Raw genomic sequence first — 20,594 nt, 5'->3', positions numbered from 1 at the left:
ATCCAAGAGGAGACCCCCGCATGTTCCACTTGACCCCGGCATTGCAGGAAATCCGCGATGCCATCCTGAAGCTCTGTGAACGCTTCGACGCCGGCTACTGGCTGGAGCGGGACCGCACCGGTGGCTTTCCGGCCGACTTCCACCAGGCGCTCGCCGAGGCCGGATGGCTCGGCATCGCCATCCCGGAGGCCTATGGCGGCTCCGGCCTCGGCATCACCGAGGCCGCGGTGATGATGCAGGCCGTGGCGGAGTCCGGCGCCGGCATGAGCGGCGCCTCGGCCATCCATATGAACATCTTCGGCCTGAACCCGGTGGTCGCGTTCGGCACGCCGGCACAGAAACAGCGCATGCTGCCGCCGCTGGTCGCCGGCCGCGAACGGGCCTGCTTCGCCGTCACCGAACCCGACACCGGCCTCAATACCACGCGGCTCAAGACGCGTGCCGAGCGCCAGGGCGACCACTACGTCCTCAATGGTGCCAAGACCTTTATCTCGACCGCCAGCACCGTCGAGAAGATGCTGATCCTGGCCCGTACCGCGCCGCTGGAAGCGGCGGACAAGAAGACGGAGGGGTTGTCGCTGTTCTACACCGACATCGACCGCCGCCATGTCGAGACGCGCGAGATCGACAAGATGGGACGCAAGGCGGTCGACACCAACCAGATGTTCATCGACAACCTGCGCGTGCCGCTGGACGACCGTATCGGCGAGGAAGGCAAGGGCTTTCACTACATCCTGCACGGCATGAACGCCGAGCGCATCCTGGTGGCGGCCGAAGCCGTCGGCCTGGGGCGCGCCGCGCTGGCGCGCGCCACGCACTATGCCAAGGAACGCGTGGTATTCGACCGCCAGATCGGCATGAACCAGGGCATCCAGCATCCGCTGGCCGAGTGCTGGATGGAGTTGGAGGCGGCCAACCTCGTCATGCTCAACGCCGCGGAGCTGTTCGACCGGGGCGAGCCATGCGGCGCGCAATCGAACGCTGCCAAGTATCTCGCCGCGCAGGCGTGCGGCAAGGCGTGCCACACCGCGGTGATGACGCACGGCGGCTATGGCTACGCCAAGGAGTATCACGTCGAGCGCTACCTGCGCGAATCGTACATCCCGCGCATCGCGCCGATCAGCCCACACCTGATCCTGTGCTTCATCGCCGAGAAGGTGCTGGGCCTGCCGAAGTCGTACTGAGCGCCGCAGGCACTGCTGCAGCAGGATCATTCCAACCGACCGAGGAAACGACGATGCAAGAGGAACGGCTGCTTGGCGGCGGCTTCTACTTCGAGGACCTGGCGCCGGGCGCGCGCTTCCGCTCGCGCGGGCGCACGATCACGGAGGCCGATCTCGTCCACTTCGTGAACCTGAGCTGGCTCAACGAAGAACTGTTCACCAACCTGCACGAGCGCGAGGCGATGGCGATCCAGGGGCGCGTGGTGCCCGGCGCGCTCGTCTATGCCTGTGCCGAGGGACTGGTGGCGCCATCGATGCAGGGGACGGGCATGGCCTTCCTGCACGCCGAGCTGGATATCGGCGCGCCGACCTTCGTCGGCGACACCATCCACGTCGAGTGCGAGGTGATCGAGCACCGCGTCACCTCGAAGCCGGGCCGCGGCTTGGTGCGCACGCGCAACCGCGTGGTCAACCAGGATGGCCAGGCGACCTTGACCTATACCCCGCTGCGCATGATGCGCATGCGCGCGGCGGGAGAGGCATGAGATGGGCGGCTTCCTGAAGATCGAGCGCGAGGGCGGCATTGCCATCGTCACCATGGACCGGCCGCAGACGCGCAATGCCTTGTCCGATGACGACGTGGCCGGCGCCTTTGTCAGTTGCTGCGAGGAAATCAATGCCGACCTGTCGGTGCGCGTGGTGGTCCTGACCGGCGCCGGACCGGCGTTCTCGTCCGGCGGGAATCTCAAGACCTTGCACGACAGCGTCGGCGCGGGCCTGGGCGAGCCGGCGAAGAGCCGCCACGCCTATCGCGACGGTATTCAGCGCATCCCGCTGGCGCTCTACAACCTGGAGGTGCCGACCATCGCCGCCGTCAATGGCCCCGCCTACGGCGCGGGCAACGACCTTGCCTGTATGTGCGATGTGCGCATCGCCAGCGAGCGGGCGGTATTCGCCGAGAGCTTCGTCAAGCTGGGCCTGACGCCCGGGGACGGTGGCGCCTGGCTGCTGCCGCGCGTGGTGGGCATGTCGCGCGCGTGCGAGATGTCGTTCACGGGTGAGCCGATCGACGCCAGGCAGGCGCTCGAATGGGGCATGGTGTCGAAAGTGGTGCCGGCCGGCGAGCTGATGCCGGCGGCGCTGGATCTCGCCAGGCGCATCGCCGCGAATTCGGGGCCGGCGCTGCGCATGACCAAGCGCTTGATCCGCGAAGGCCAGCACACGCGCCTCGATACTCTGCTGGAGCTGTCCGCCGCGTGCCAGGCGCTGGCGCACCACACCGGCGAGCACCAGTCGGCGCTGGCCGCCGCCTTGCAGCGGCTGGCGCGCTAGGCACCGGCAAGATCCGCTACGCGCCGGTAGCCGCCCGTCAAGAGCAGAGCACACACAACAAGACAAGGAGACAACATGGACAGGCAACGACGCCGCGTACTGGCGGCTATCCCCGCGCTGGGGGCGCTGGCGTCCCCGCTGGGGGCACTTGCCAGCCAGGCCGCGGGCTGGCCCGGCAAGCCGATCCGCATGGTGCTGCCTTACGCGGCCGGCGGGCCCACGGACGTGGTGGCGCGGGCGCTGGCGGCGAAGATGTCGCAGCAGCTCGGCCAGCAGATCGTGGTGGAGAACCGCACAGGCGCGAGTGGCAATATCGCCTGCGAGTTCGTCGCCCGCGCGCCGGCCGACGGCTATACCGCGCTCTATCATTCGTCGGGCTTCGCCATCAGCCCGGCGCTGTACAAAACGCTGGGGTACGACCCTATCAAGGACTTCGCGCCGGTCGGATTGGCGGCCACCATCCCGGCCGTGCTGATGGCCAACTCACAGTTGCCGGTCAAGACAGTCCAGGAGTTCATCGCCTACCTGCGCGCGCGCCCCAACCAGCTCAGCTACGGCACCGGCGGCGTCGGCAATATCACCCATCTCGCCGTGGCCCTGTTTCTGCAGTCCAACCAGCTCGAGGCGACCCATGTCCCCTACAAGGGCACGGCACCCGCGATGACCGACCTGATCGGGGGGCGCACCCAGTTCATGCTCGATGCCGTGAGTTCCGCCCTGCCTTACATCAAGGACGGCCGGGTGCGCGCCCTGGCGCTCACCAGCAAGGAGACCATGCCGGCGCTGCCCGGCGTGCCGACGCTGGATGGCAGCGTGATGCCCGGCTTCGTCGCGCCGACCTGGCACGGCGTGCTGCTGCCAGCCGGCACGCCGCGCGACGTGGTGGCGCGCTGGCATGCGGCGCTTGCCGCGGCCACAGGCGACCCGGGCCTCGACAGCCAGTTCGCGGCGCAGGGTGTGGCCTTGCACAGCTCCACGCCGGAGCAGTTCTCGGCCTACCTCAAGACGGAGATCCAGCGCTGGTTGCAGGCCGCCCGGGCCGCCGGGGTCCAGCCCGAGTAGGGGCGGGCGCAAACGGTGCTGGCCGCCGCCAGCCAGGTGACAATCGTCACGACAATGATTGCGACAACGATCGCAGCATCGACAAGGAGACATCGATGGCCCCATGGAAACCCATCCTGCTCGCGCTTAGCGCCTGTGCCGCCGCCTACGCGCCGGCAGCGCGCGCGGCCTACCCCGATCACCCCGTCAAGGTGATCGTGTCGCTGCCGCCGGGCAGCGGCGCCGACACGACCGCGCGCTTCCTCTCGAAGTACCTGGCGCAGGAGCTGGGCCAGCCCTTCGTGGTGGAGAACCGCCCCGGTGCCAACAGCTTCATCGCGGCGCGCGCCGTGGCGGAGGCGCCCCCCGATGGCTACACCATGTTCGTGGCCAGCAATTCGCCCATGGTCACCAATGCGGCCGTGTTCAAGAAGCTGCCTTACGACCCGATCAAGGACTTCGCCCCGGTGGCGAGCATCGCGCGCTTCCCCATGGTGCTGGTGGTGCCGGCCAACTCGCCGTACCACACGCTGCAGGACCTGGTGGGCGCGGCGCGGCAGTCGCCCGGCAAGCTCAACTACGCGAGCGGCACGCCCACCTACCAGGTGGCGATCGAGCGCCTGCATGACCGCAACGGCATCCAGGCCAACCCGATCCAGTACAAGGGCACCTCGCCGGCCATCAACGACACGGCGGGCGGCAGCGTGGACTACACCATCGCCGAGGTCAGCGCCGTGTTGCCGCTGGTGCATGGCGGCAAGCTGCGCGCCCTGGCGGTGGCGAGCGGCGCACGCCTGAAGGACCTGCCACAGACGCCGACGGTTGTCGAAAGCGGCACCCCGGGCTTCGAGGCCTATGCCTGGACCGGGGTGTTCTTCCCGGCCAATACGCCCGCACCCATCGTCGACAAGGTATCCGCGCTGGTGCGCAAGCTGCTCGACAGTCCCGACGGGGCCGCCTTTATCGGTAATCTCGGTGGTACGGTGTTCACCAGCACGCCTGCGCAGTTCCGCGACTTCCAGGTGCGGGAGATCGAGGCGACGCGGCAGATCGTGAAGACGGCCCACATCCCCGTGGAGTGAGGCTCGCGCCAGGGCCGCGGGCGGCGGCCTCAGCCGGCGCCGCCGTCCGCCTCGGACACGGTCTCCTGCGCCAGTGCGATGAAGTTGCGCGCCGCGGGCCGCAGGGCTTCCGGCAGCGCGGCCAGCGCAATGCCGACATGGATCGCGGGGGGCGCGTCGTCCAGCGTGAGCAGGCGGATGCCCTCGCCCGCGTAGCGGGCCGCCTGCCCCGGCACCAGCCCTACGCCGAGGCCGCTCTCCACCAGGCTCAGGAGCGTCTGCACCTGCACCGCTTCCTGCGCGATGCGCGGACGGATGCCGGCCTCGTTGAAGGTGTACATCGTCAATGAGTGCATGGTCGGCACCAGCGTGCGCGAGTAGACGATGAAGGGCTGGTCGGCCACCTCGCGCAGGTTGACGTGGCCGCGCCCAGCCAGGGGCGAATCCGCGCTTACCGCCAGCATCAGCACGTCCTTCTGCAGCAGCGTCAGCTCGGCCTCGGTCGGAACCAGCACGGGAAAGCGCACCAGCGCCACGTCAAGCGTATGGTTTTCCACCCGCTTGAGCAGTTCCACCGTGGTGGACTCTTCGATGACGAGGTCCACGCGCGGGTACTTACGGCGGAAGCGGCGCACGATCTGCGGCATCAGTGAGTAGCTGGCCGAGCCGACGAATCCCACCTGCAGCAGCCCCTGTTCGCCCGACTCGCCTTCGCGCGCGGCGCGCCGGATTTCGTCGGCGAAGAACATCACGCGGCGGGCGTTGCGCACCACCGCCTCACCGGCCGCGGTCAGCCGCAGTCCAGATGGCAGGCGCTCGAAGAGCTGCGCCCCGAGTTCCTCCTCCAGCTTCTTGATCGACGTCGACAGCGGCGGCTGCGCCATGTGCAGGCGCTCGGCCGCGCGATGGAAATTGAGAGTCTCGGCCAGGACGAGGACCTGCCTGAGTTGACGGAGCTCCATGGTGCGGGGGGCAGTGGGAGGCAATACGTTCAGCGTATCGGGCAGTCTCGATCCGGTATTGGACGCAGCCGTGCCCGCGGTCGAAGATTATGCCACGCAAGCCCGGCACGCAGCGTGCCGCCGCCGGGGCCGGCAAAGCTACAAGGACACCAAGGGGAGGAGGGCGCATGGGACCGCTCGCGGGCATTCGCATCATCGAACTGGCAGGCATCGGCCCCGGGCCGATGGCCGCCATGCTGTTGGCCGACATGGGCGCCACCGTGCTGCGCATCGAGCGCCCCGAGGCCGCCGACCTCGGCGTCAAGCGCCCGCTGCGCTACAACCTGCTCATGCGCAACCGGAAGGCGATCGCGCTCGACCTGAAGGCGCCGGCGGCGGTCGAACTTGTCCTCGAGCTGGCCGCGCAGGCGGATGCGCTGATCGAAGGCTTCCGCCCCGGCGTCACCGAGCGGCTCGGCCTGGGGCCGGATGCCTGCCTGGCGCGCAACCCCCGCCTGGTCTACGGCCGCATGACCGGCTGGGGCCAGACCGGGCCGCTGGCCCAGGCCGCGGGCCACGACATCAACTACATCGCGCTGTCCGGCGCGCTCAACGCCATCGGGCGCGCAGGCCAGCCGCCCACCGTGCCCTTGGCCCTGGTGGGAGATTTCGGCGGCGGCGCCACCTTCCTCACCATCGGCATGCTGGCGGCCATCATCGAAGCACGGGGCAGCGGCCAGGGCCAGGTCGTGGACGCCGCCATCGTCGATGGCGCGATTGCGCTGAGCACCGCGTTCTACGGCCTCGCGGCGGGCGGCTTGTGGCATCACGAGCGCGGCAGCAACGTGCTGGACTCGGGCGCACCCTTCTACGACGTCTACCGTTGCAAGGACGGCGGCTATATCTCGATCGGCCCGATCGAGGCCCGCTTCTATGCCGAACTGCTGCAGCGCCTCGGCCTCGACGCAGCCGGACTCGGCGCGCAGAACGACAGCGCTGCCTGGTCGCGCGCGAAGGCGGCGCTGGCGCGCGCTTTCCTGGCCCGCACGCGCGACGAATGGTGTGCCGAACTGGAGGGCACCGACGTCTGCTTTGCACCGGTGCTGTCCTTCGATGAAGCGCCGCAGCATCCGCACCTGAAGGCGCGCGCAAGCTTCGTCGAGGTCGACGGCGTGGTGCAGCCAGCGCCCGCACCCCGCTTCAGCCGCACCCGTTCCGGCATGCCCACCCCGCCCGAGGCCGGGAGTCCGGAAACAGTCGACCAGGCCCTCGCGGGCTGGCTCGATGCGCAGGCGCTTCAGGACTGGAAGGCGCGGGGGGTGTTCGCTGGTTGATCCTGCCGGCGGGCTATCCTGCATGCGGCAATGAATGATTCCCGCTTCCGCGGCGAGGCAACGCGCTCAACAGGGCTGGCCTGTCTGCGCTCGCCGGGTCACAGCGGTGCCGCGTCAACGTCGTACTCGAAAAGCCATTCGTAGCGGGCGCGGACGAGCGGTTCGCTGAACTGCGCATCGATATAGGCCATGGCACCTTCGCGAGTGGCAAGTGCCGGATTATGGAACCGCTTTGCGTTCTCGGCCGACCCACGGACAATGCGAGTGGTGCGCGCCAGGCGAGCGGCTTCATATCGCCTCAGGGCTTCTTCGGGATCTTGGTAGGAGTCCAGCGCTCGTGCCACCATGTACCCGTCTTCGATCGCCATCGCAGCGCCTTGCGCGAGGAAAGGCAGTGTCGGATGGCACGCATCACCGAGGAGGGCAGCCTTGCCCGCCGTCCACGACGTCATGGGCTCGCGGACCATCAGTGCCCACTTGAATGGCGTTTCGATGGCCTTGATCATTGTCTGCACGTCGGCATGCCAGCCTGCAAAATCGCGCAAGCATTCCTCTGTCTTGCCTGCCTCGGTCCACGATTCGACCTGCCAGTCATCTCGCTCGACAATGCCGACAAAATTGACGAGCTCTCCCCGGCGCAGGGGATAGTGGATGACATGCGCGCCAGGTCCGATCCAGTTGTTGCCGACAGGCTCACGCAGGTGCTCCGGCAAGTCTTGGGCGGGAATGACTCCCCGCCATGCGAGGCATCCTGAGAACTTCGGGTTGTCGTCGTTGAACAAGGCCGCCCGGACGCTGGAGTGGACCCCGTCTGCGCCAATGACCACATCGCCGCTTACCCAGGAGCCGTCGGCAAGCCCGACCTTGACGCCATCGTCCGCTTGCTCGATGGCGATGCAACGCGCATTGAGCCGGATGGAATCCGGGGCCGAGGCCACCACGGCGTCGACGAGGACGCGATGCAGGTCTGCACGGTATAGGGTGAAGTAGGGGTAGCCGTATCGCTCCAGGGACTCGCCGCCCAGATCGAAGAGCTTCCAGGCCTCACCTGTATTCCATAGCCGGATCTGCTTGTCGGAGGGAACGGAGGCGACGCTTTGCAACGCGTCGCCCACCCCGAGCCGATAGAGTGCGCCGGTGGCGTTCGCGCTCAGTTGGAGACCTGCGCCGACCTCGCCGAGTGCCGGTGCCTGCTCCAGTACGGTTACGCGAAAGCCCTTTCGCAAGAGCGCGAGCGCCGCGGTGAGTCCGCCGAGGCCGGCGCCGCAAACGATGATGTGCCTGGACGAGTTGTTCATGGCGGTTGCTTATTCAGGTTTCACGCCCGCGGTGTGGACGACTTCGGTCCACCGCTTCAGGTCTGCCTTGATGGTGGCTGCGAACTGGCTGGAGGAGCCGTTGACTGGCTCCAGACCAATGGTGGATAGCTGCTTCAGGGTGGCGGGGTCGCGCAGCGCCGCACCGAGCGCCGCTTCGAGCTGGCTGACGATGGCCGGTGACATGCCTGCGGGCGCAACCAGTCCGAACCACGAGTACGCCTCGAATGACTTGCCTGTGGCCTCCCTGAAGGTCGGAACGCCGGGCAGCAATGGGAAGCGCTTGTCGCTGGCGACAGCAAAGGCGCGGACTTTCCCGGCTTGCACCTGTGGCGCCAAGTACTGGGCGGTATCGAGCATGAGATCGATTTGTCCACCGAGGACGTCCGTCAGGGCAGGGGCGCCCCCCTTGTAGGGGACGTGAAGGAGCTTGATGCCCAGCGAGTCATTGAGCAGTTCGCCCGTCAGGTGTCCGATCGATCCGTTGCCCGCCGACCCGAACGTCATGGGCGCCGATTTTGCGGCGTTGATCAACTGGTGCAGGTCCGTGGCGGCCAGGGATGACTTGCCCACGAGAATCATCGGGCTGCGCACTGCCAGGCCGATCGGGACGAAGGCCTTCAGCGGCTCGTAGGGCAGTGACGGGAACAGTGCCGGGGCGACGGCAAGGCTGCTTGTTCCGCCCCAGAGCAAGGTATAGCCGTCGGGCTTGGCGCGAGCTACGTAGGCGGAGCCGATCGTGCCACCGGCGCCCGCGCGATTGTCGATGATGACAGCTTGGTGCAGCGAGTCACCCATGACCTTCGCCAGCAGCCGTGCGCTGTTGTCCGTGGGTCCGCCGGGAGGAAAGGGCACGACGATCGTGATGGGCTTGGACGGAAATGCATCGGCACGCGCGGCGCTGGGGGCCAGCAATGCTGCAGCAACCGCCAGGCACGCGCCAAGCAGGCTTCTTCGGTGGGGGCACATTCGGTTGTCTCCTACTTCTTTGGTGGTCGGGTTACCGACACCACGATTGGAACCGAAAGGCGTTCACAAGAGAAGCTATAGTATTCTATGAATTAACAATCAACGCTTATGAATCCGTCCTACCGCCAGCTCAAGGCATTTCTTGCCGCGGTGCGCTACAAGAATTTCACGAAGGCCGCGCAGCACATGCATATTTCCCAGGCGGGCCTGAGCGCCATGATCAAGGAGCTTGAGGCGCAAGTGGGCTGCCGTCTGCTTTATCGCACGACGCGACTTGTCGACCTCACCCCTCAAGGCGCAGCGTTTCTCTCGTCGGCTGAAGCCGCGGTTGCGGCGATCGACGCCGCAGCCGACGCGGTCCAGCTTGTCGAAGGGGAAAGACGCGCATTGAGGGTGGCTGTCACACCGCTCGTCGCGAACAGCCTGTTGCCTGGAGCCTTGGCGCAACTGCGGCGCGAGGTGCCGGGGCTAAGCGTGGAGGTCAAGGATGTCGACCCCGAGAAAATCCAGGCGCTGGTAGACAGTGGAGCGGTTGATGCTGGATACGGGCTGTTCTTTCGGGCCGCCTCCGGGATGTCGAGGCGCGCGCTCTTCAGTACAGACCTGGTGATGGTTTCCCCTGCATCCAGGAGAAAGGTGGCTGCCGACATTCCGTGGAACGGGCTTGATGGAGCGGCACTGATTGCGCTGCCAAAGGAAAACCCCATCCAGATACTGGTCGACGAGCACATGGCCCAGGCCGGCGCTCAGGCTGCACAGCGCATGGAGGTCACGCATATTGAAACGGTCATTGCGATGGTTTCGAGCGAACTCGGTGTTGCTGTCTTGCCGTCGATCTGCGCTGGGGCCGCAGCGCGCTATCGCGTCCGCCTGGATCGGATGGCGCAGGCGGCGGGTGCACTGCACTACTACTGCATCACACGCTCTGGCCGTCCCACCCCGGACTATGCGATGCGGCTCGGCGAACTGATCTCTACAGAGTTTGGCCAGTACTCCTAAGACGGCTCATCTGCGATCGAGACTCTGTGAAGTGGGATTCCGCTTTCTGCATCTCTCCCGCGCAGGCATCGGGAAGCCAAATCCTGAGACCGATTTCGCCACTGGCTATTCTCGCCATCGATCGCCACTGATTTGACGTGGGAGGAAGTCCCGTGACAGCGATGCCACACCGGTCACGCGTCTTCCCGTCTTGACAGAACCAAGAAATGAATCCACATTCATCATCTAGTGAATGTGGATTCATTTCTTTATGGCCTACCGTCAGACCTCCGCAGTGGAAGCCCGCCTGCATGACAACCGCGTCCGCCTTCTGGAGGCGGCGCGCACCTTGGTGAGCGAGGGCGGGTGGAAGGAAGCGCAAGTCGCCAGCGTTGCCGCTGCAGCCGGCTTGGCGACAGGCACCGTGTACCGATACTTCCCTTCCAAGGCAGAACTCTTCGCCGAGGTGCTATCGCGGGTCTCGCAGCGTGAAGTGGATGTGATGACCGAGATCGCGAAGGCGGATGGGCCGGCTATGGCCCGCCTGCACGCTGCCGTGGAGACATTCGTAAAGCGCGCGATGCGCAACCCGCGCCTGGCTTATGCCCTCATCGCCGAACCATGTGACCGGGAAATCGATGAGGCCCGGCTGACCTACCGGGCCGCAATCAGCGAGGTGATTCGCTCGATCATCGCCTCTGGGCAGTCCGCCAAGGAAATGCGGGCTGACGTTCAAGCCGACATTGCCGCCTCCGTCATCGTGGGCGGATTCATGGAAGGCCTGATCGGGCCCCTGTCGCCGCTGAGCCGCCAGCAACACCAGGATTCGGACATCTACCAGCGTGAGGTGGCCATGCTGTCCGACCAGATCGCCAGGCTGGCCTGTTCCAGCGTGGCAGTTTCACCCGCCACGGCACGAAAAAAACCTCGGAGACAACCATGAACAAGCCCCTTCCTGCCGGCATCCTCGAAGCGTCCTCTGATCGCTACAGCACACACAAGGTCCTGAACCAGGCGCTACCCGCCAGCGGCTTCAACGCATTTACCGGCGATGTGGTTCTGCGCGCTGCCATCGATCGCGAAGCAGCCTGGGCAGCGGACCGCTGCGCAGCACTGGGTGCGGTCGCAGGCGACGAAAGCGTGCAGGAGCTGGCCCGCCTTGCCAACCGACACACGCCTGAGCTCAAGAGCCACGATCGCTTTGGCAACCGCATTGATTGGGTCGAGTTTCACCCGAGCTGGCATGAGCTGATGTCGCTGGCTTGGCAGCACGAAGTCCCCAATCTCGCCTGGCGCACTCAGGAGAAGAACGGTCACGTCGCCCGCGCCGTCCTGTCATACCTCTGGAACCAGGTGGAGCATGGCACTGCGTGTCCTACCGGCATGGCCTATGCAGCCTATGCAGGCTTTCAGGCTGAGCCGGCACTTGCCATCTGGGCCGAGAAGTCCAAGGGGACGACGTATGAATTCAGCCGGCGTGAAGTCGGCGATAAGCCCTCGGTGGTGATCGGCTACGCGATGACGGAAAAACAAGGCGGCTCGGACCTGCGTCAGACGCAGACCACGGCGCGCTTCTCCCACACAAGCGACTACCATGGCGCAACGGCGCACTGGTACGAGCTGACAGGGCACAAGTGGTTCTGCTCGGTGCCGCAGTCCGACGGTTTCTTCACCTTGGCCAAGGTCGATGGCGAGGTGACCTGCTTCTTCCTGCCGCGCACGCTGCCTGATGGCAGCTTCAACCGCTTCTTCGTGCAGCGGCTCAAGGACAAGGCCGGCAACAAGTCCAATGCCTCCAGTGAGGTGGAGTACGCCGGCACCCTGGCGATTCGCGTGGGTGAGGAAGGCAAAGGCATCCGCGAGATCCTCTCGCACGCCCATCTGACCCGCCTGGACTTCGCCATCGGCTCGGCAGGCCTGATGCGCCAGTCACTGACGCTGGCGCTGCGGCACACCTCTACCCGCGATGCTTTCGGCACTTCGATCGCCGATCGCCCGATGATGACCAATGTGCTGGCGGACATGGCAGTGGAGGTGGAAGCCGCCACGCTGATGGCCTTGCGTGTTGCGAAGTCCACCGACCTGATGGATGCCTGCGAACATGAGAAGCTGCTCGCCCGGGTGGCCACGCCCGCGGCAAAGTTCTTCAACTGTTCGCGTGCGCCGTCCATCGCCTATGAGGCCTTGCAATGCCATGGCGGCAATGGCTTCATCGAGGAGAACCCGATGGCGCGTGTGTACCGCGAATCGCCGCTCAACAGCGTCTGGGAAGGGACCGCCAACATGATGTGCATGGACGTTCGGCGTGCCATGAGCAAAGATCCCCGGACGATCGAAGCCTTGTTCGATGAAGTGAGGCCGCTTGCAGGCCAGGATTGTCGATTCGACGCTCTGGTCCAGCACACCGAGCGCCTGGTCCGCGCGGCGCTGGACGATGAGTTTTTCGCTCGCCCGATGACGGAGGCGGTTGCTCGCCTCCTGCAAGGCGCGGAGCTGTTGCGCCACAGCAGCCAGGAGGCCGTCGATGTGTTTCTCTCCACTCGCAGTCCCGGTGTCTCCGGCGCCTGGGGGGCACACTATGGAACGCTGGCCGTGACCGTCAATCAAGCGCTCGCAAAGAGGGTGATGCAGCGCTCCATGGTGGCCGGCTGATCCTGGTCAGTGCAAGACAAGCCCGCTGGCAGCCACCTGTGCCGCCAGCGGGCCTTTTCCATCTCAGCAACACAGGTCGCTCCCGGCGGTTTACTTCGCGTGCGAAATATATATATACTTCGCATGCGAACTTAAACCGGATGCCTGCACGGCATCCCGCAACCCACCTGGAGATCGATCATGACCTCGGAAATTCGCTTTGATCTGAGCGGCGGCGTCCTGACCATTACGCTTGCCCGGCCGGACAAGATGAACGCCTTGACCAACGAGATGTACGGCGCACTCGCCGACGCGATCGAGAAAGCACAGGATGACCGCGATATCCGGGTATTGCTGCTGCAAGGGGACGGGGACGCCTTTACGGCCGGCAATGATGTGGGAGAGTTCGCGGCGATTGCAGCTGGAAAGGGCCCCAGCGAACGCCACGTGCACCGCTTCCTGCTCGCCCTTGCCAACTCAACCGTACCGATTGTCGCCGCGGTCAACGGCAAGGCTGTCGGCGTCGGCACCACCATGCTGCTGCATTGCGACTACGTCGTGCTCGCGCAGGACGCGCAACTGATCACGCCATTCGTCAACCTGGCGCTTGTTCCCGAGGCGGCTTCAAGTTACCTGCTGCCCCTGCGCATCGGGCACGCCAGGGCCTTCGAGATGTTCGCGCTGGGCGAGCCGCTTGATGCACAGACCGCCGTGGCGTGGGGCATCGCGAACAAGGTTTGCGCCAATGGGCAACTGCGGGCGGACGCGCGCCGCATGGCTGAGAAGCTTGCCGCCAAGCCCGCCGGTTCCCTTAGCGCAATGAAGGAGTTGATGCGCGACGCGGAGAAACTTGTCTCGCAGATGAATAGCGAAAGCACCAGGTTCGTGGAGCGGCTGGCCAGTGCCGAAGCCAGGGAAGCATTCTCGGCCTTCGCCGAGAAGCGCAAACCGGACTTCAGCAAGGTCGCGCAGCAGTAAGCCGGGTGCCACGCGGTCCGGCCACTGCCGAGGCTATTCCTCGCCCTCGTCGCCGACCGGAAACTTCGTCTGCAGGGTGGTCAGCCAGCGCGCTACCACGTCGATCTCGGCCTCGGTGAAACCTTCGGTAAGCCTGGCATTCAATGCCTTCATGCCAGCCCTGGAACGCTGGCGCGCCGAACGCCCTGCCTCCGTCAGCCATAGGCGCGAGGCACGGCGATCGGTCTGGTCCGGCCGGCGCTCGATCAGGCCCGCCCTTTCGGTCCGGTCGGCCAGGCCGCTCATCCCGGGCGCGCCCAGATCCAGCGCTGCGGCAGCCTCGCTCATCAGCGCGCCGTCGTTCTTGCCCAGAAAGAAGAGCAGCCCGGCCTGGGCTGCTGTCACGCCACCCGCGGCCGTCCGGGCTTGCGACCACCGATGCAGGCGCCGCTGGCCCACATTCAATAGATAAACGAGGCGATGTTCCATATCTGGGAGGGCACAAGGGATGGCATTTTGTTCGCATGCGAATCTTATCATGCGCCCGGTTTGACCTCGGTCGGTCGCCGCCCATGTTGCAACCGTCGCTATGCGTCGGAAGACGACATGGGGTGTCGCATGGGCCATTTGCATCGGGTAGTGCAATATTCCTGATGGAAGGTATGCCGTGCGCACAATAATGCGACCATACGCCGCAGGCCAACGGCTTCGATGCCCCCGCCGGATGGGATAATCTCCTTCGCAATTTCAGCGCCTGATCTCAGGCGCAGTCGTCACAACATCTGCCGCGACGCGACTGACGTGTTGCCGGGGCGCGGTCGCGGGCGCTACAACCAACCTCGCTCGTAGCATCAACATGGCGCTCAGCCGGAATTCCCTCGTCCTCCTTGTCGCCACTGCCGCAGCGCCAATGGCCGCGCACGCCTGCGCCACCTGCGGCTGCTCGCTCAGCGCCGATGCCGCCATGGGCTACTCCACGATGCCGGGGTGGCGCATCAGTCTCGACTACAGCTTCATCAACCAGAACCAACTGCGGCATGGGACAAGCGCCGTCTCGGCCACCCAGGCTGCCGCAATCAACGACGCTGGCGGCAGCCAGGAGGTGGAGAAGCAGACCATCAACCGCTACTACAACCTGGGCCTGACCTACAGCCCGAACAGTAGCTGGAGCTTCAGCACCATCGTCCCCATCATCGACCGCAGCCATACGACGTATGGCAACGCGACCTCCGACCAGCTCACGCCGGACAACGTGAGCGGTGTGACCGCCAGCGGCCTGGGCGATATCAAATTGATCGGTACCTACCAAGGCTTCCTGCCCACGCGTAACCTTGGCGTGCAGCTTGGCGTGAAGCTGCCCACCGGCGCCTACGGCGGCCAGAATGTCGTCACCGGCGCTACCGTGGGCCGGCCGGTGTTCTTCTCGTCAGGCCCCAATGCGGCTGCGGGTCAGGCGCTCGACGCCAGCCTGCAGCCCGGTACCGGCAGCACCGACCTGCTCCTGGGTGCGTACTACTACCAGCCGGTCAGCCAGAATTTCGACGCTTTCATCAACGGCCAATTCCAGGCGGCAGTGATGCAACGGCTGAATGCGGTCAATGCGGACTTTCGTCCCGGCAATCTCCTGACCGTAAGCACCGGCCTGCGCTACATGGCCAATCCCAAGGTAGTGCCGCAGTTGCAATTCAATTTCACGCACAAGAGCTCAGACCAGGGCGCACTTGCCGATACCGGGAACACCGGCGGTAGCGTGCTCTACCTGAGCCCTGGCGTGACCATCTCCGTGAGCGAGCACGTGCACATGTACGCCTTCCTGCAGAAGGCGATCTACAGCAATCTCCAGGGGTATCAACTGTTCCCCCGCTGGACTGGCAACGTGGGGGTGACCTATGCGTTCTGACCCCTCGTCCCGGCGCGACTGGATCCGGCAGGCCGCCGCACTCGCGTGCGGCCCTGCCCTGGCAGGCTGGCACACGCTGGCGCGCGCGGACAGCCTGGCGGTTGGTCGGCCTGCACCGGAGCTGGCGCTGCATACGCTTGACGGGCGCACCATCGATACGCGAGACCTGCGTGGCCAGGTCGTGGTGCTGACCTTCTGGGCGACGTGGTGTGGCCCGTGCCATGCCGAGCTTCCTGTGTTGTCGGCCTATGCGGCGGCCCACGCCGGCGAAGGGCTGACCGTGCTCGGCTTCAGCCTGGACACGCCGGATTCGCTCGCCGACATGCGCAAGATGGCTGCCAGCCTCGCCTTTCCGGTAGGGCTGCTCGGCAGTGCCTATGCGGGCGGCTACGGCCGGATCTGGCGCCTTCCTGTGAACTTCACCATTGACCGCGCGGGGATGCTTGCCGACAACGGCTGGGACGACGCCAATCCGGCCTGGACACGTGAGCGGCTGGAGCAGGTCGTCACGCCCTTGCTGAAGCGGTAGCAGACGTGTTGCCGGGCGCACACTCGAAGGCCCGCATGCCAACCTAGATCCTGCCAATCGGTCTGACCGAGCCAAGGGCTATTGGCACCTACCTCGCGGTAAGTCTCGCGAACTGACTAAGCTGGTGAGATCGGTAGCAACGCTGCCTGCCAATCGCGCTATTGCTCACGCGGTTTACCGATCGAGACGCCTGGCAGTCAAGCACTGAGCATCGTTAGCAGACGCAGGAAGGAGAGCATCATGGCATTCGGCATGCGCGACGGCGACGATGACGAGGTGATGAGCCAGATCAACATGACACCGCTGGTCGACGTGATGCTGGTGCTGCTGATCATTTTCATCATCACGATTCCCGTCATCCATCAGGCGGTGAAGATCAATCTCCCGCGTGCGACCGACCAGCCCAACGCCACCAAGCCGCTGAGCGTCAATATATCGATCGATGCGCAGGGCAAGATGTACTGGAACCAGCAGGCGATCGACGACGCTACCCTGGACCAGCGCATCGCGGAAGCTGCAAAGCAGCGGCCACGGCCTGAGCTGCATCTGCGCGCGGACCGCGACGTGCGCTATGAGCGCGTGGCCCGGGTCATGGCCGCCGCGCAGCATGGCGGACTGGATAAGATCGGCTTTATTACCGAACCGAAGCACTGAACCCGATGCAGGGTGCAACAGGATTTGGAAGGCCGCTGTTTTGAGGCGACGGAATATCCCCGAGCGGGTCAAATCGACTGGTGAACGCCGTTAGCAACCGTGTCGAACGTATTGTCGGAGGGCGAATGCACTGTCCGCTTGTCCCGGTTGATGAGACCGCAAGGCGAAGGGACAGGTAGCTCTGATGCAATAGCGATTCGATGGTTGCCCATTCGGCGTCGGTAACGCCGCCTGCTTCTGCACGGGCATCGCGAAGGAGCATCGCTTGTGCACGCCAGCGACCGTGTTCGAGTGTCGAGCTCACGGAAACCATGTACAGCGATGCCGCCGCTTCTGCGCAAGCGCTGGCCAACGCACCAGGTGGATAGCGCTCATGCTGGCGGTGTACGATCCACCACTCCAGTTCCAGCGCGGTGGTGCGCGCAACGTCGAAGTCGCGGTTCCCTGTGTTGTGGATCAGGCTGAAATAGGTTCGCAGCGCTGGCAATGCCTTTTCGTAGTCACTGCGCTGCTTGCCGTCCTTGAACGTAAGCGCGGCGGAGGCGCCGTAGTAGGCGCCGACGTAGGACCGCAGCCACGGAAAGCGATATTGCGTGCGCAAGGTCTGCGCCAGTTCAAGATAAAGCGAAACGGGTCGGCGATCATAGTAAGAGCGCCACATCCTGGTTTCGAGTGTCCCGGTTGCAATCGGATCGAAGTTGCCAAGGTCACGATGCAAGGGCCAGAAAAGATCGGTGGCAGCGTAGCCGATCAACACGACGAGCAGGACCAGGATCATCCGTCCATGATGTTTCGGCCTGGCAGCAGAGTCAGCGCCACGCGGCGGGTCGAGGAGGGGAGCGCGCCCGGTTTTGTTCATGACAAGCTGCGTCGTTACGCAACACGCATCCTTTACTTCACGATGCGCGCCAGAACCCCGGTCAACTCGGCGTCCTCAATGACTGGCGTGATCTCCAACTCCATCAGATCGTTCCACTGATAGGCGAACTCGGTGAGCTTCGCCGCATCGTCTGTTTCGAGCAGATCAAATCCGCCAGCGAAATCGGCGCGGGTCCATCTGCCCAGCAACTGGACGCCATTTGGCGGCAGCCCGCCGGTTCGCTGAAAGCGCTCGATCGCTTCGGCGCGCTGCTGGGTATCCGGAGCCCAATGGAAAGTCATCATGAATTTCATGGCGGCATCTCCTGACGGCGATTTCCCGATCTCCCCTTCTCTTTATATACGCTCGGTTGCGCCACGCGGATTCAGTAAGGCGTGTGCCTTTCATTACACGGCGCAACCGGGCGCGATGGGCAACTGCCTGGCGCGCCAGGGCCGCGTGCAGGCTGCGGTGATCGAGAGGGCGCTCAGCGCGCTTCTGTCGGCCGCATTGGATTGTGCGATGCCACATCGTTGGCACCGGCGAAACGTGGACGGCTTCAGAAACTCCAGAAGAGGAAGCGCCGATGCCGTTGCGCATGGGCCGGACGAGGAGGCCGGGTCTCGGGGCCGAGCCGCGCATCCGGATCGATCACTCTCCCACGCAGCGCCATGTCGTAGAAGGCGCCCACCATCGGCAAGGCGCTGTGTGCGCCCTCGCCCCAATAATTGCCGAGCGTCACACGTCCATCGTCGAACCCCACCCACGCGCCCGCGACCAGTTGCGGATGCATCAGGATGAACCAGCTATCCGCGTTGTCCTGCGTCGTGCCCGTCTTGCCGGCCACGTCGGCGCGAATTCCGAAGCGCCTCCGGATGTCCGCACCGGTGCCCCGGCTGACGACGTCGCGCATCACGTCGACGAGCGTTTGCGCTGCGCCGGCGGGCAGCGCCCGTTCCGGCGATGCGCTCGCGAATTCGGCGAGCACCTTGCCGTCGTGATCCTCGATGCGCGTGACCATGCGCGGTTCGATATAGGCGCCGCGGTTCGCGATCGTGCTGTACGCCGAAACCATTTCCTTGAGCGTGACGGGGCTCGTGCCGAGCGCGAGCGACGGCACCGCTTCAAGCGGGCTCTCGCGCACGCCCATCGCGCGCGCGAGCCGCACGACCTTCTCGGGGTGTTCCTTTTGCATCAGTTGCGCGGTGACGCGGTTACGCGAATACACCAGCGCGTCGCGCAGCGTCATCGGCCGGTCGGTGGGCGGTTCCGCGTCTGTCGGCCGCCAGATTGCATGCCCGGTCAGTGGGATGGCGACGTTCCGGTCCACGATCGTATCGCTCGGCCGAGCGCCGTCCGCGAATGCGGCACCGTAGACGAAGGGCTTGAACGTCGAACCCGGCTGACGCCGGGCCTGCTGCACGTGATCGAACGGTTCGTCAGCAAAGTCACGACTGCCGACCCATGCCTTGATATCACCGTTGCGCGGATCGATCGCGACAAAGCCCGCCTGGATCTGCGTCTTGCTGCGGCAGAGTACGCGGACGAACGCGGGGTTCGTGCCCAGCTTCCTGAGCGCGGCCTGATCCGATCCACCAGCATCGCGTGCGGCGCGATAGTCGGGCGTTTGCCGGATGAATGTCCGGAACAGGTCATTGCCCGGCCAGCAGCCCGTGCGTTCGTTCCATGCGTCGTTTGCGATCCATTGCAACTGGTTCGTCTGCCATTCCATCGCCCGCGCCGCCATCGCCTGCAGGCGGGAATCGATGGTCGTGCGCACGACCAGCCCATCTGCATAGATGTTGTAGCCGTTGCGATCGGCCCATGCGATCAGCCACTTGCGCAATTGCGCCGAAAAATGCGGCGCGGCGCCCGGCGGCGCGGTCTGCGGCTCGAAATCAACGTTGAGCGGCTGTCGCGTCAACCAGGCGTAGGCATCGGGCTTGAGCTTCCCGTACTTGTTCATCTGCCCGAGCACTGTATTTCGCCGCTGCAACGCGCGCTCGGGATTGAGCACGGGGTTGTAGGCGCTGTTGGCCTTCAGCATGCCAACGAGCGTCGCGCTTTGGAGAATGTCGAGCCGATCGGCCGATTTGCCGAAGTAGGTGCGTGCAGCCATTTCCACGCCGTAGGCGTTGTACAGGAACGGCACCGTGTTCAGGTACGTCTCGAGAATCTGGTCCTTGCTGTACACGGCTTCGATCTTGAACGCCGTGATCGCTTCCCGCAGCTTGCGCGTGAGCGTCGGCGCGCGGCCGATTTCGTCCGGATACAGGTTGCGCGCGAGCTGCTGCGTGATCGTCGAGCCACCTTGCCGGCCACCGGAGAACGTATGCAGTGCGGCCGCCACGGTGCGCTTCCAGTCGATGCCGTGATGCTCATAGAAGCGGCGGTCTTCGGTCGCGATCAGCGCATCCAGCATGTACGGCGAGATCTGCCTGAGCGACACCCACTCGCGATTGACCGGTTTGAATTGATCGAGCAGTTTGCCGTCGGCGGACACAATCAACGCCGGCCGATCGATGCGGGCTTTGCGGATGTCGCCGATGCCCGGCGTAAATGGCACGAGCGCAAGCACGTACAGCAGGAACAGCGCTGGCAAGACGGCGAGCGTCAGCATGATGCCGCGTCGCGTCGGGTGCCGAAGGCGGCGCAGCGCGCTGTTGAAAGCCGGCTTGGCTAGCGTGCTGCCGGCAGCGGCAAGCGCTTGGATGCGGGCGAGCCACCATGCGCAATGCCCACGAAACAACGATACATAGCGATTCACGGTAGCGGGGCGCTGGCGGAAAAGAACGCGATCGTAGCAAAACGAAAGGGCGCTTCTCTCGACAAACCAGGGCTGCCGCGCGCGGCATTAACAGACAATTACACTTGTTTCGTGTGGACAACGTTCGTTGCCTGTGGCCTTCACCATGCCGGACGTTTTCTT

General features: G+C 65.0%; 20 protein-coding genes. 13 read left to right on the top strand and 7 right to left on the bottom strand.

Features of this window, described 5'->3' with window-relative positions:
* The first annotated feature begins 20 nt into the window (after positions 1-20).
* The 5 genes from AC1Z3O_RS18525 to AC1Z3O_RS18505 all read left to right on the top strand — a co-directional run bounded on the left by AC1Z3O_RS18525 (position 21) and on the right by AC1Z3O_RS18505 (position 4,618).
* Positions 21-1,184, top strand: coding sequence for an acyl-CoA dehydrogenase family protein (locus AC1Z3O_RS18525; protein WP_483517154.1), 1,164 nt, complete (start codon positions 21-23; stop codon positions 1,182-1,184).
* A 53-nt stretch (positions 1,185-1,237) separates the two neighbouring features.
* Positions 1,238-1,708, top strand: a complete 471-nt coding sequence (locus tag AC1Z3O_RS18520) for a hotdog family protein (protein ID WP_483517153.1) — start codon at positions 1,238-1,240, stop codon at positions 1,706-1,708.
* Between the two features lies 1 nt (position 1,709).
* Entirely contained in the window at positions 1,710-2,495 is a 786-nt protein-coding gene (locus AC1Z3O_RS18515) for a crotonase/enoyl-CoA hydratase family protein (protein ID WP_483517152.1), read from the top strand.
* A 75-nt stretch (positions 2,496-2,570) separates the two neighbouring features.
* On the top strand, positions 2,571-3,557 hold the full coding sequence (locus tag AC1Z3O_RS18510) for a Bug family tripartite tricarboxylate transporter substrate binding protein (protein ID WP_483517151.1): 987 nt from the start codon (positions 2,571-2,573) through the stop codon (positions 3,555-3,557).
* Between the two features lie 95 nt (positions 3,558-3,652).
* Complete coding sequence (locus AC1Z3O_RS18505) at positions 3,653-4,618, top strand: Bug family tripartite tricarboxylate transporter substrate binding protein (protein WP_483517150.1); 966 nt, start codon at positions 3,653-3,655, stop codon at positions 4,616-4,618.
* 29 nt (positions 4,619-4,647) lie between these two features.
* Here AC1Z3O_RS18505 and AC1Z3O_RS18500 read toward each other — a convergent pair whose 3' ends face one another.
* Positions 4,648-5,559, bottom strand: a complete 912-nt coding sequence (locus AC1Z3O_RS18500; RefSeq protein ID WP_483517149.1) for a LysR family transcriptional regulator — start codon at positions 5,557-5,559, stop codon at positions 4,648-4,650.
* Between the two features lie 167 nt (positions 5,560-5,726).
* Here AC1Z3O_RS18500 and AC1Z3O_RS18495 point away from each other — a divergent pair, with 167 nt between their 5' ends.
* Positions 5,727-6,872, top strand: a complete 1,146-nt coding sequence (locus AC1Z3O_RS18495; protein WP_483517148.1) for a CaiB/BaiF CoA transferase family protein — start codon at positions 5,727-5,729, stop codon at positions 6,870-6,872.
* Between the two features lie 98 nt (positions 6,873-6,970).
* Here the strand turns inward: AC1Z3O_RS18495 and AC1Z3O_RS18490 are convergent, their stop codons facing one another.
* Positions 6,971-8,170: an FAD-dependent monooxygenase gene (locus AC1Z3O_RS18490; protein ID WP_483517147.1), complete on the bottom strand. Its 1,200-nt coding sequence runs from the start codon at positions 8,168-8,170 to the stop codon at positions 6,971-6,973.
* Positions 8,171-8,179: 9 nt separating this feature from the next.
* A complete protein-coding gene (locus AC1Z3O_RS18485; RefSeq protein ID WP_483517146.1) occupies positions 8,180-9,157 on the bottom strand; it encodes a Bug family tripartite tricarboxylate transporter substrate binding protein in 978 nt (325 codons plus the stop codon).
* A 108-nt stretch (positions 9,158-9,265) separates the two neighbouring features.
* Here AC1Z3O_RS18485 and AC1Z3O_RS18480 point away from each other — a divergent pair, with 108 nt between their 5' ends.
* The 4 genes from AC1Z3O_RS18480 to AC1Z3O_RS18465 all read left to right on the top strand — a co-directional run bounded on the left by AC1Z3O_RS18480 (position 9,266) and on the right by AC1Z3O_RS18465 (position 13,744).
* A complete protein-coding gene (locus tag AC1Z3O_RS18480; RefSeq protein ID WP_483517145.1) occupies positions 9,266-10,156 on the top strand; it encodes a LysR family transcriptional regulator in 891 nt (296 codons plus the stop codon).
* 250 nt (positions 10,157-10,406) lie between these two features.
* Complete coding sequence (locus AC1Z3O_RS18475; protein WP_483517144.1) at positions 10,407-11,078, top strand: TetR/AcrR family transcriptional regulator; 672 nt, start codon at positions 10,407-10,409, stop codon at positions 11,076-11,078.
* A complete protein-coding gene (locus AC1Z3O_RS18470; RefSeq protein WP_483517143.1) occupies positions 11,075-12,787 on the top strand; it encodes an acyl-CoA dehydrogenase family protein in 1,713 nt (570 codons plus the stop codon). The genes AC1Z3O_RS18475 and AC1Z3O_RS18470 overlap by 4 nt, the downstream gene beginning before the upstream one ends.
* A 180-nt stretch (positions 12,788-12,967) precedes the next feature.
* On the top strand, positions 12,968-13,744 hold the full coding sequence (locus AC1Z3O_RS18465) for an enoyl-CoA hydratase (protein ID WP_483517142.1): 777 nt from the start codon (positions 12,968-12,970) through the stop codon (positions 13,742-13,744).
* A 33-nt stretch (positions 13,745-13,777) separates the two neighbouring features.
* Here AC1Z3O_RS18465 and AC1Z3O_RS18460 read toward each other — a convergent pair whose 3' ends face one another.
* Positions 13,778-14,212 carry a MarR family winged helix-turn-helix transcriptional regulator gene (locus tag AC1Z3O_RS18460; protein WP_483517654.1) on the bottom strand — a complete coding sequence of 145 codons (435 nt, stop codon included), beginning with the start codon at positions 14,210-14,212 and terminating at the stop codon, positions 13,778-13,780.
* A gap of 367 nt (positions 14,213-14,579) precedes the next feature.
* On the opposite strand from AC1Z3O_RS18460, the gene AC1Z3O_RS18455 reads away from it, so the two are divergent.
* From AC1Z3O_RS18455 to AC1Z3O_RS18445, 3 genes are all read left to right on the top strand, one after another.
* Positions 14,580-15,623 (top strand): transporter, encoded by a 1,044-nt coding sequence (locus tag AC1Z3O_RS18455; protein ID WP_483517141.1) that lies wholly within the window; start codon positions 14,580-14,582, stop codon positions 15,621-15,623.
* The gene (locus AC1Z3O_RS18450) at positions 15,613-16,152 is read left to right on the top strand and encodes a peroxiredoxin family protein (RefSeq protein ID WP_483517140.1); all 540 of its coding nucleotides are present in this window, start codon (positions 15,613-15,615) and stop codon (positions 16,150-16,152) included. Before AC1Z3O_RS18455 ends, AC1Z3O_RS18450 begins: the two co-directional genes overlap by 11 nt.
* A 240-nt stretch (positions 16,153-16,392) precedes the next feature.
* Positions 16,393-16,806 carry an ExbD/TolR family protein gene (locus AC1Z3O_RS18445; RefSeq protein ID WP_483517139.1) on the top strand — a complete coding sequence of 138 codons (414 nt, stop codon included), beginning with the start codon at positions 16,393-16,395 and terminating at the stop codon, positions 16,804-16,806.
* Here the strand turns inward: AC1Z3O_RS18445 and AC1Z3O_RS18440 are convergent.
* From AC1Z3O_RS18440 to AC1Z3O_RS18430, 3 genes are all read right to left on the bottom strand, one after another.
* The gene (locus AC1Z3O_RS18440; RefSeq protein ID WP_483517138.1) at positions 16,787-17,665 is read right to left on the bottom strand and encodes a hypothetical protein; all 879 of its coding nucleotides are present in this window, start codon (positions 17,663-17,665) and stop codon (positions 16,787-16,789) included. The two genes, AC1Z3O_RS18445 and AC1Z3O_RS18440, sit on opposite strands and share 20 nt — an antisense overlap.
* A 32-nt stretch (positions 17,666-17,697) precedes the next feature.
* Positions 17,698-17,979 (bottom strand): DUF3303 domain-containing protein, encoded by a 282-nt coding sequence (locus AC1Z3O_RS18435; protein WP_483517137.1) that lies wholly within the window; start codon positions 17,977-17,979, stop codon positions 17,698-17,700.
* Between the two features lie 245 nt (positions 17,980-18,224).
* The gene (locus AC1Z3O_RS18430; protein ID WP_483517136.1) at positions 18,225-20,432 is read right to left on the bottom strand and encodes a penicillin-binding protein 1A; all 2,208 of its coding nucleotides are present in this window, start codon (positions 20,430-20,432) and stop codon (positions 18,225-18,227) included.
* Between the last annotated feature and the right edge of the window lie 162 nt (positions 20,433-20,594).

Source organism: Cupriavidus sp. 09_S30 (assembly GCF_056930435.1).
Note: the sequence above shows the minus strand (reverse complement) of the source record. Positions and strands in the feature narration are given on the sequence as shown.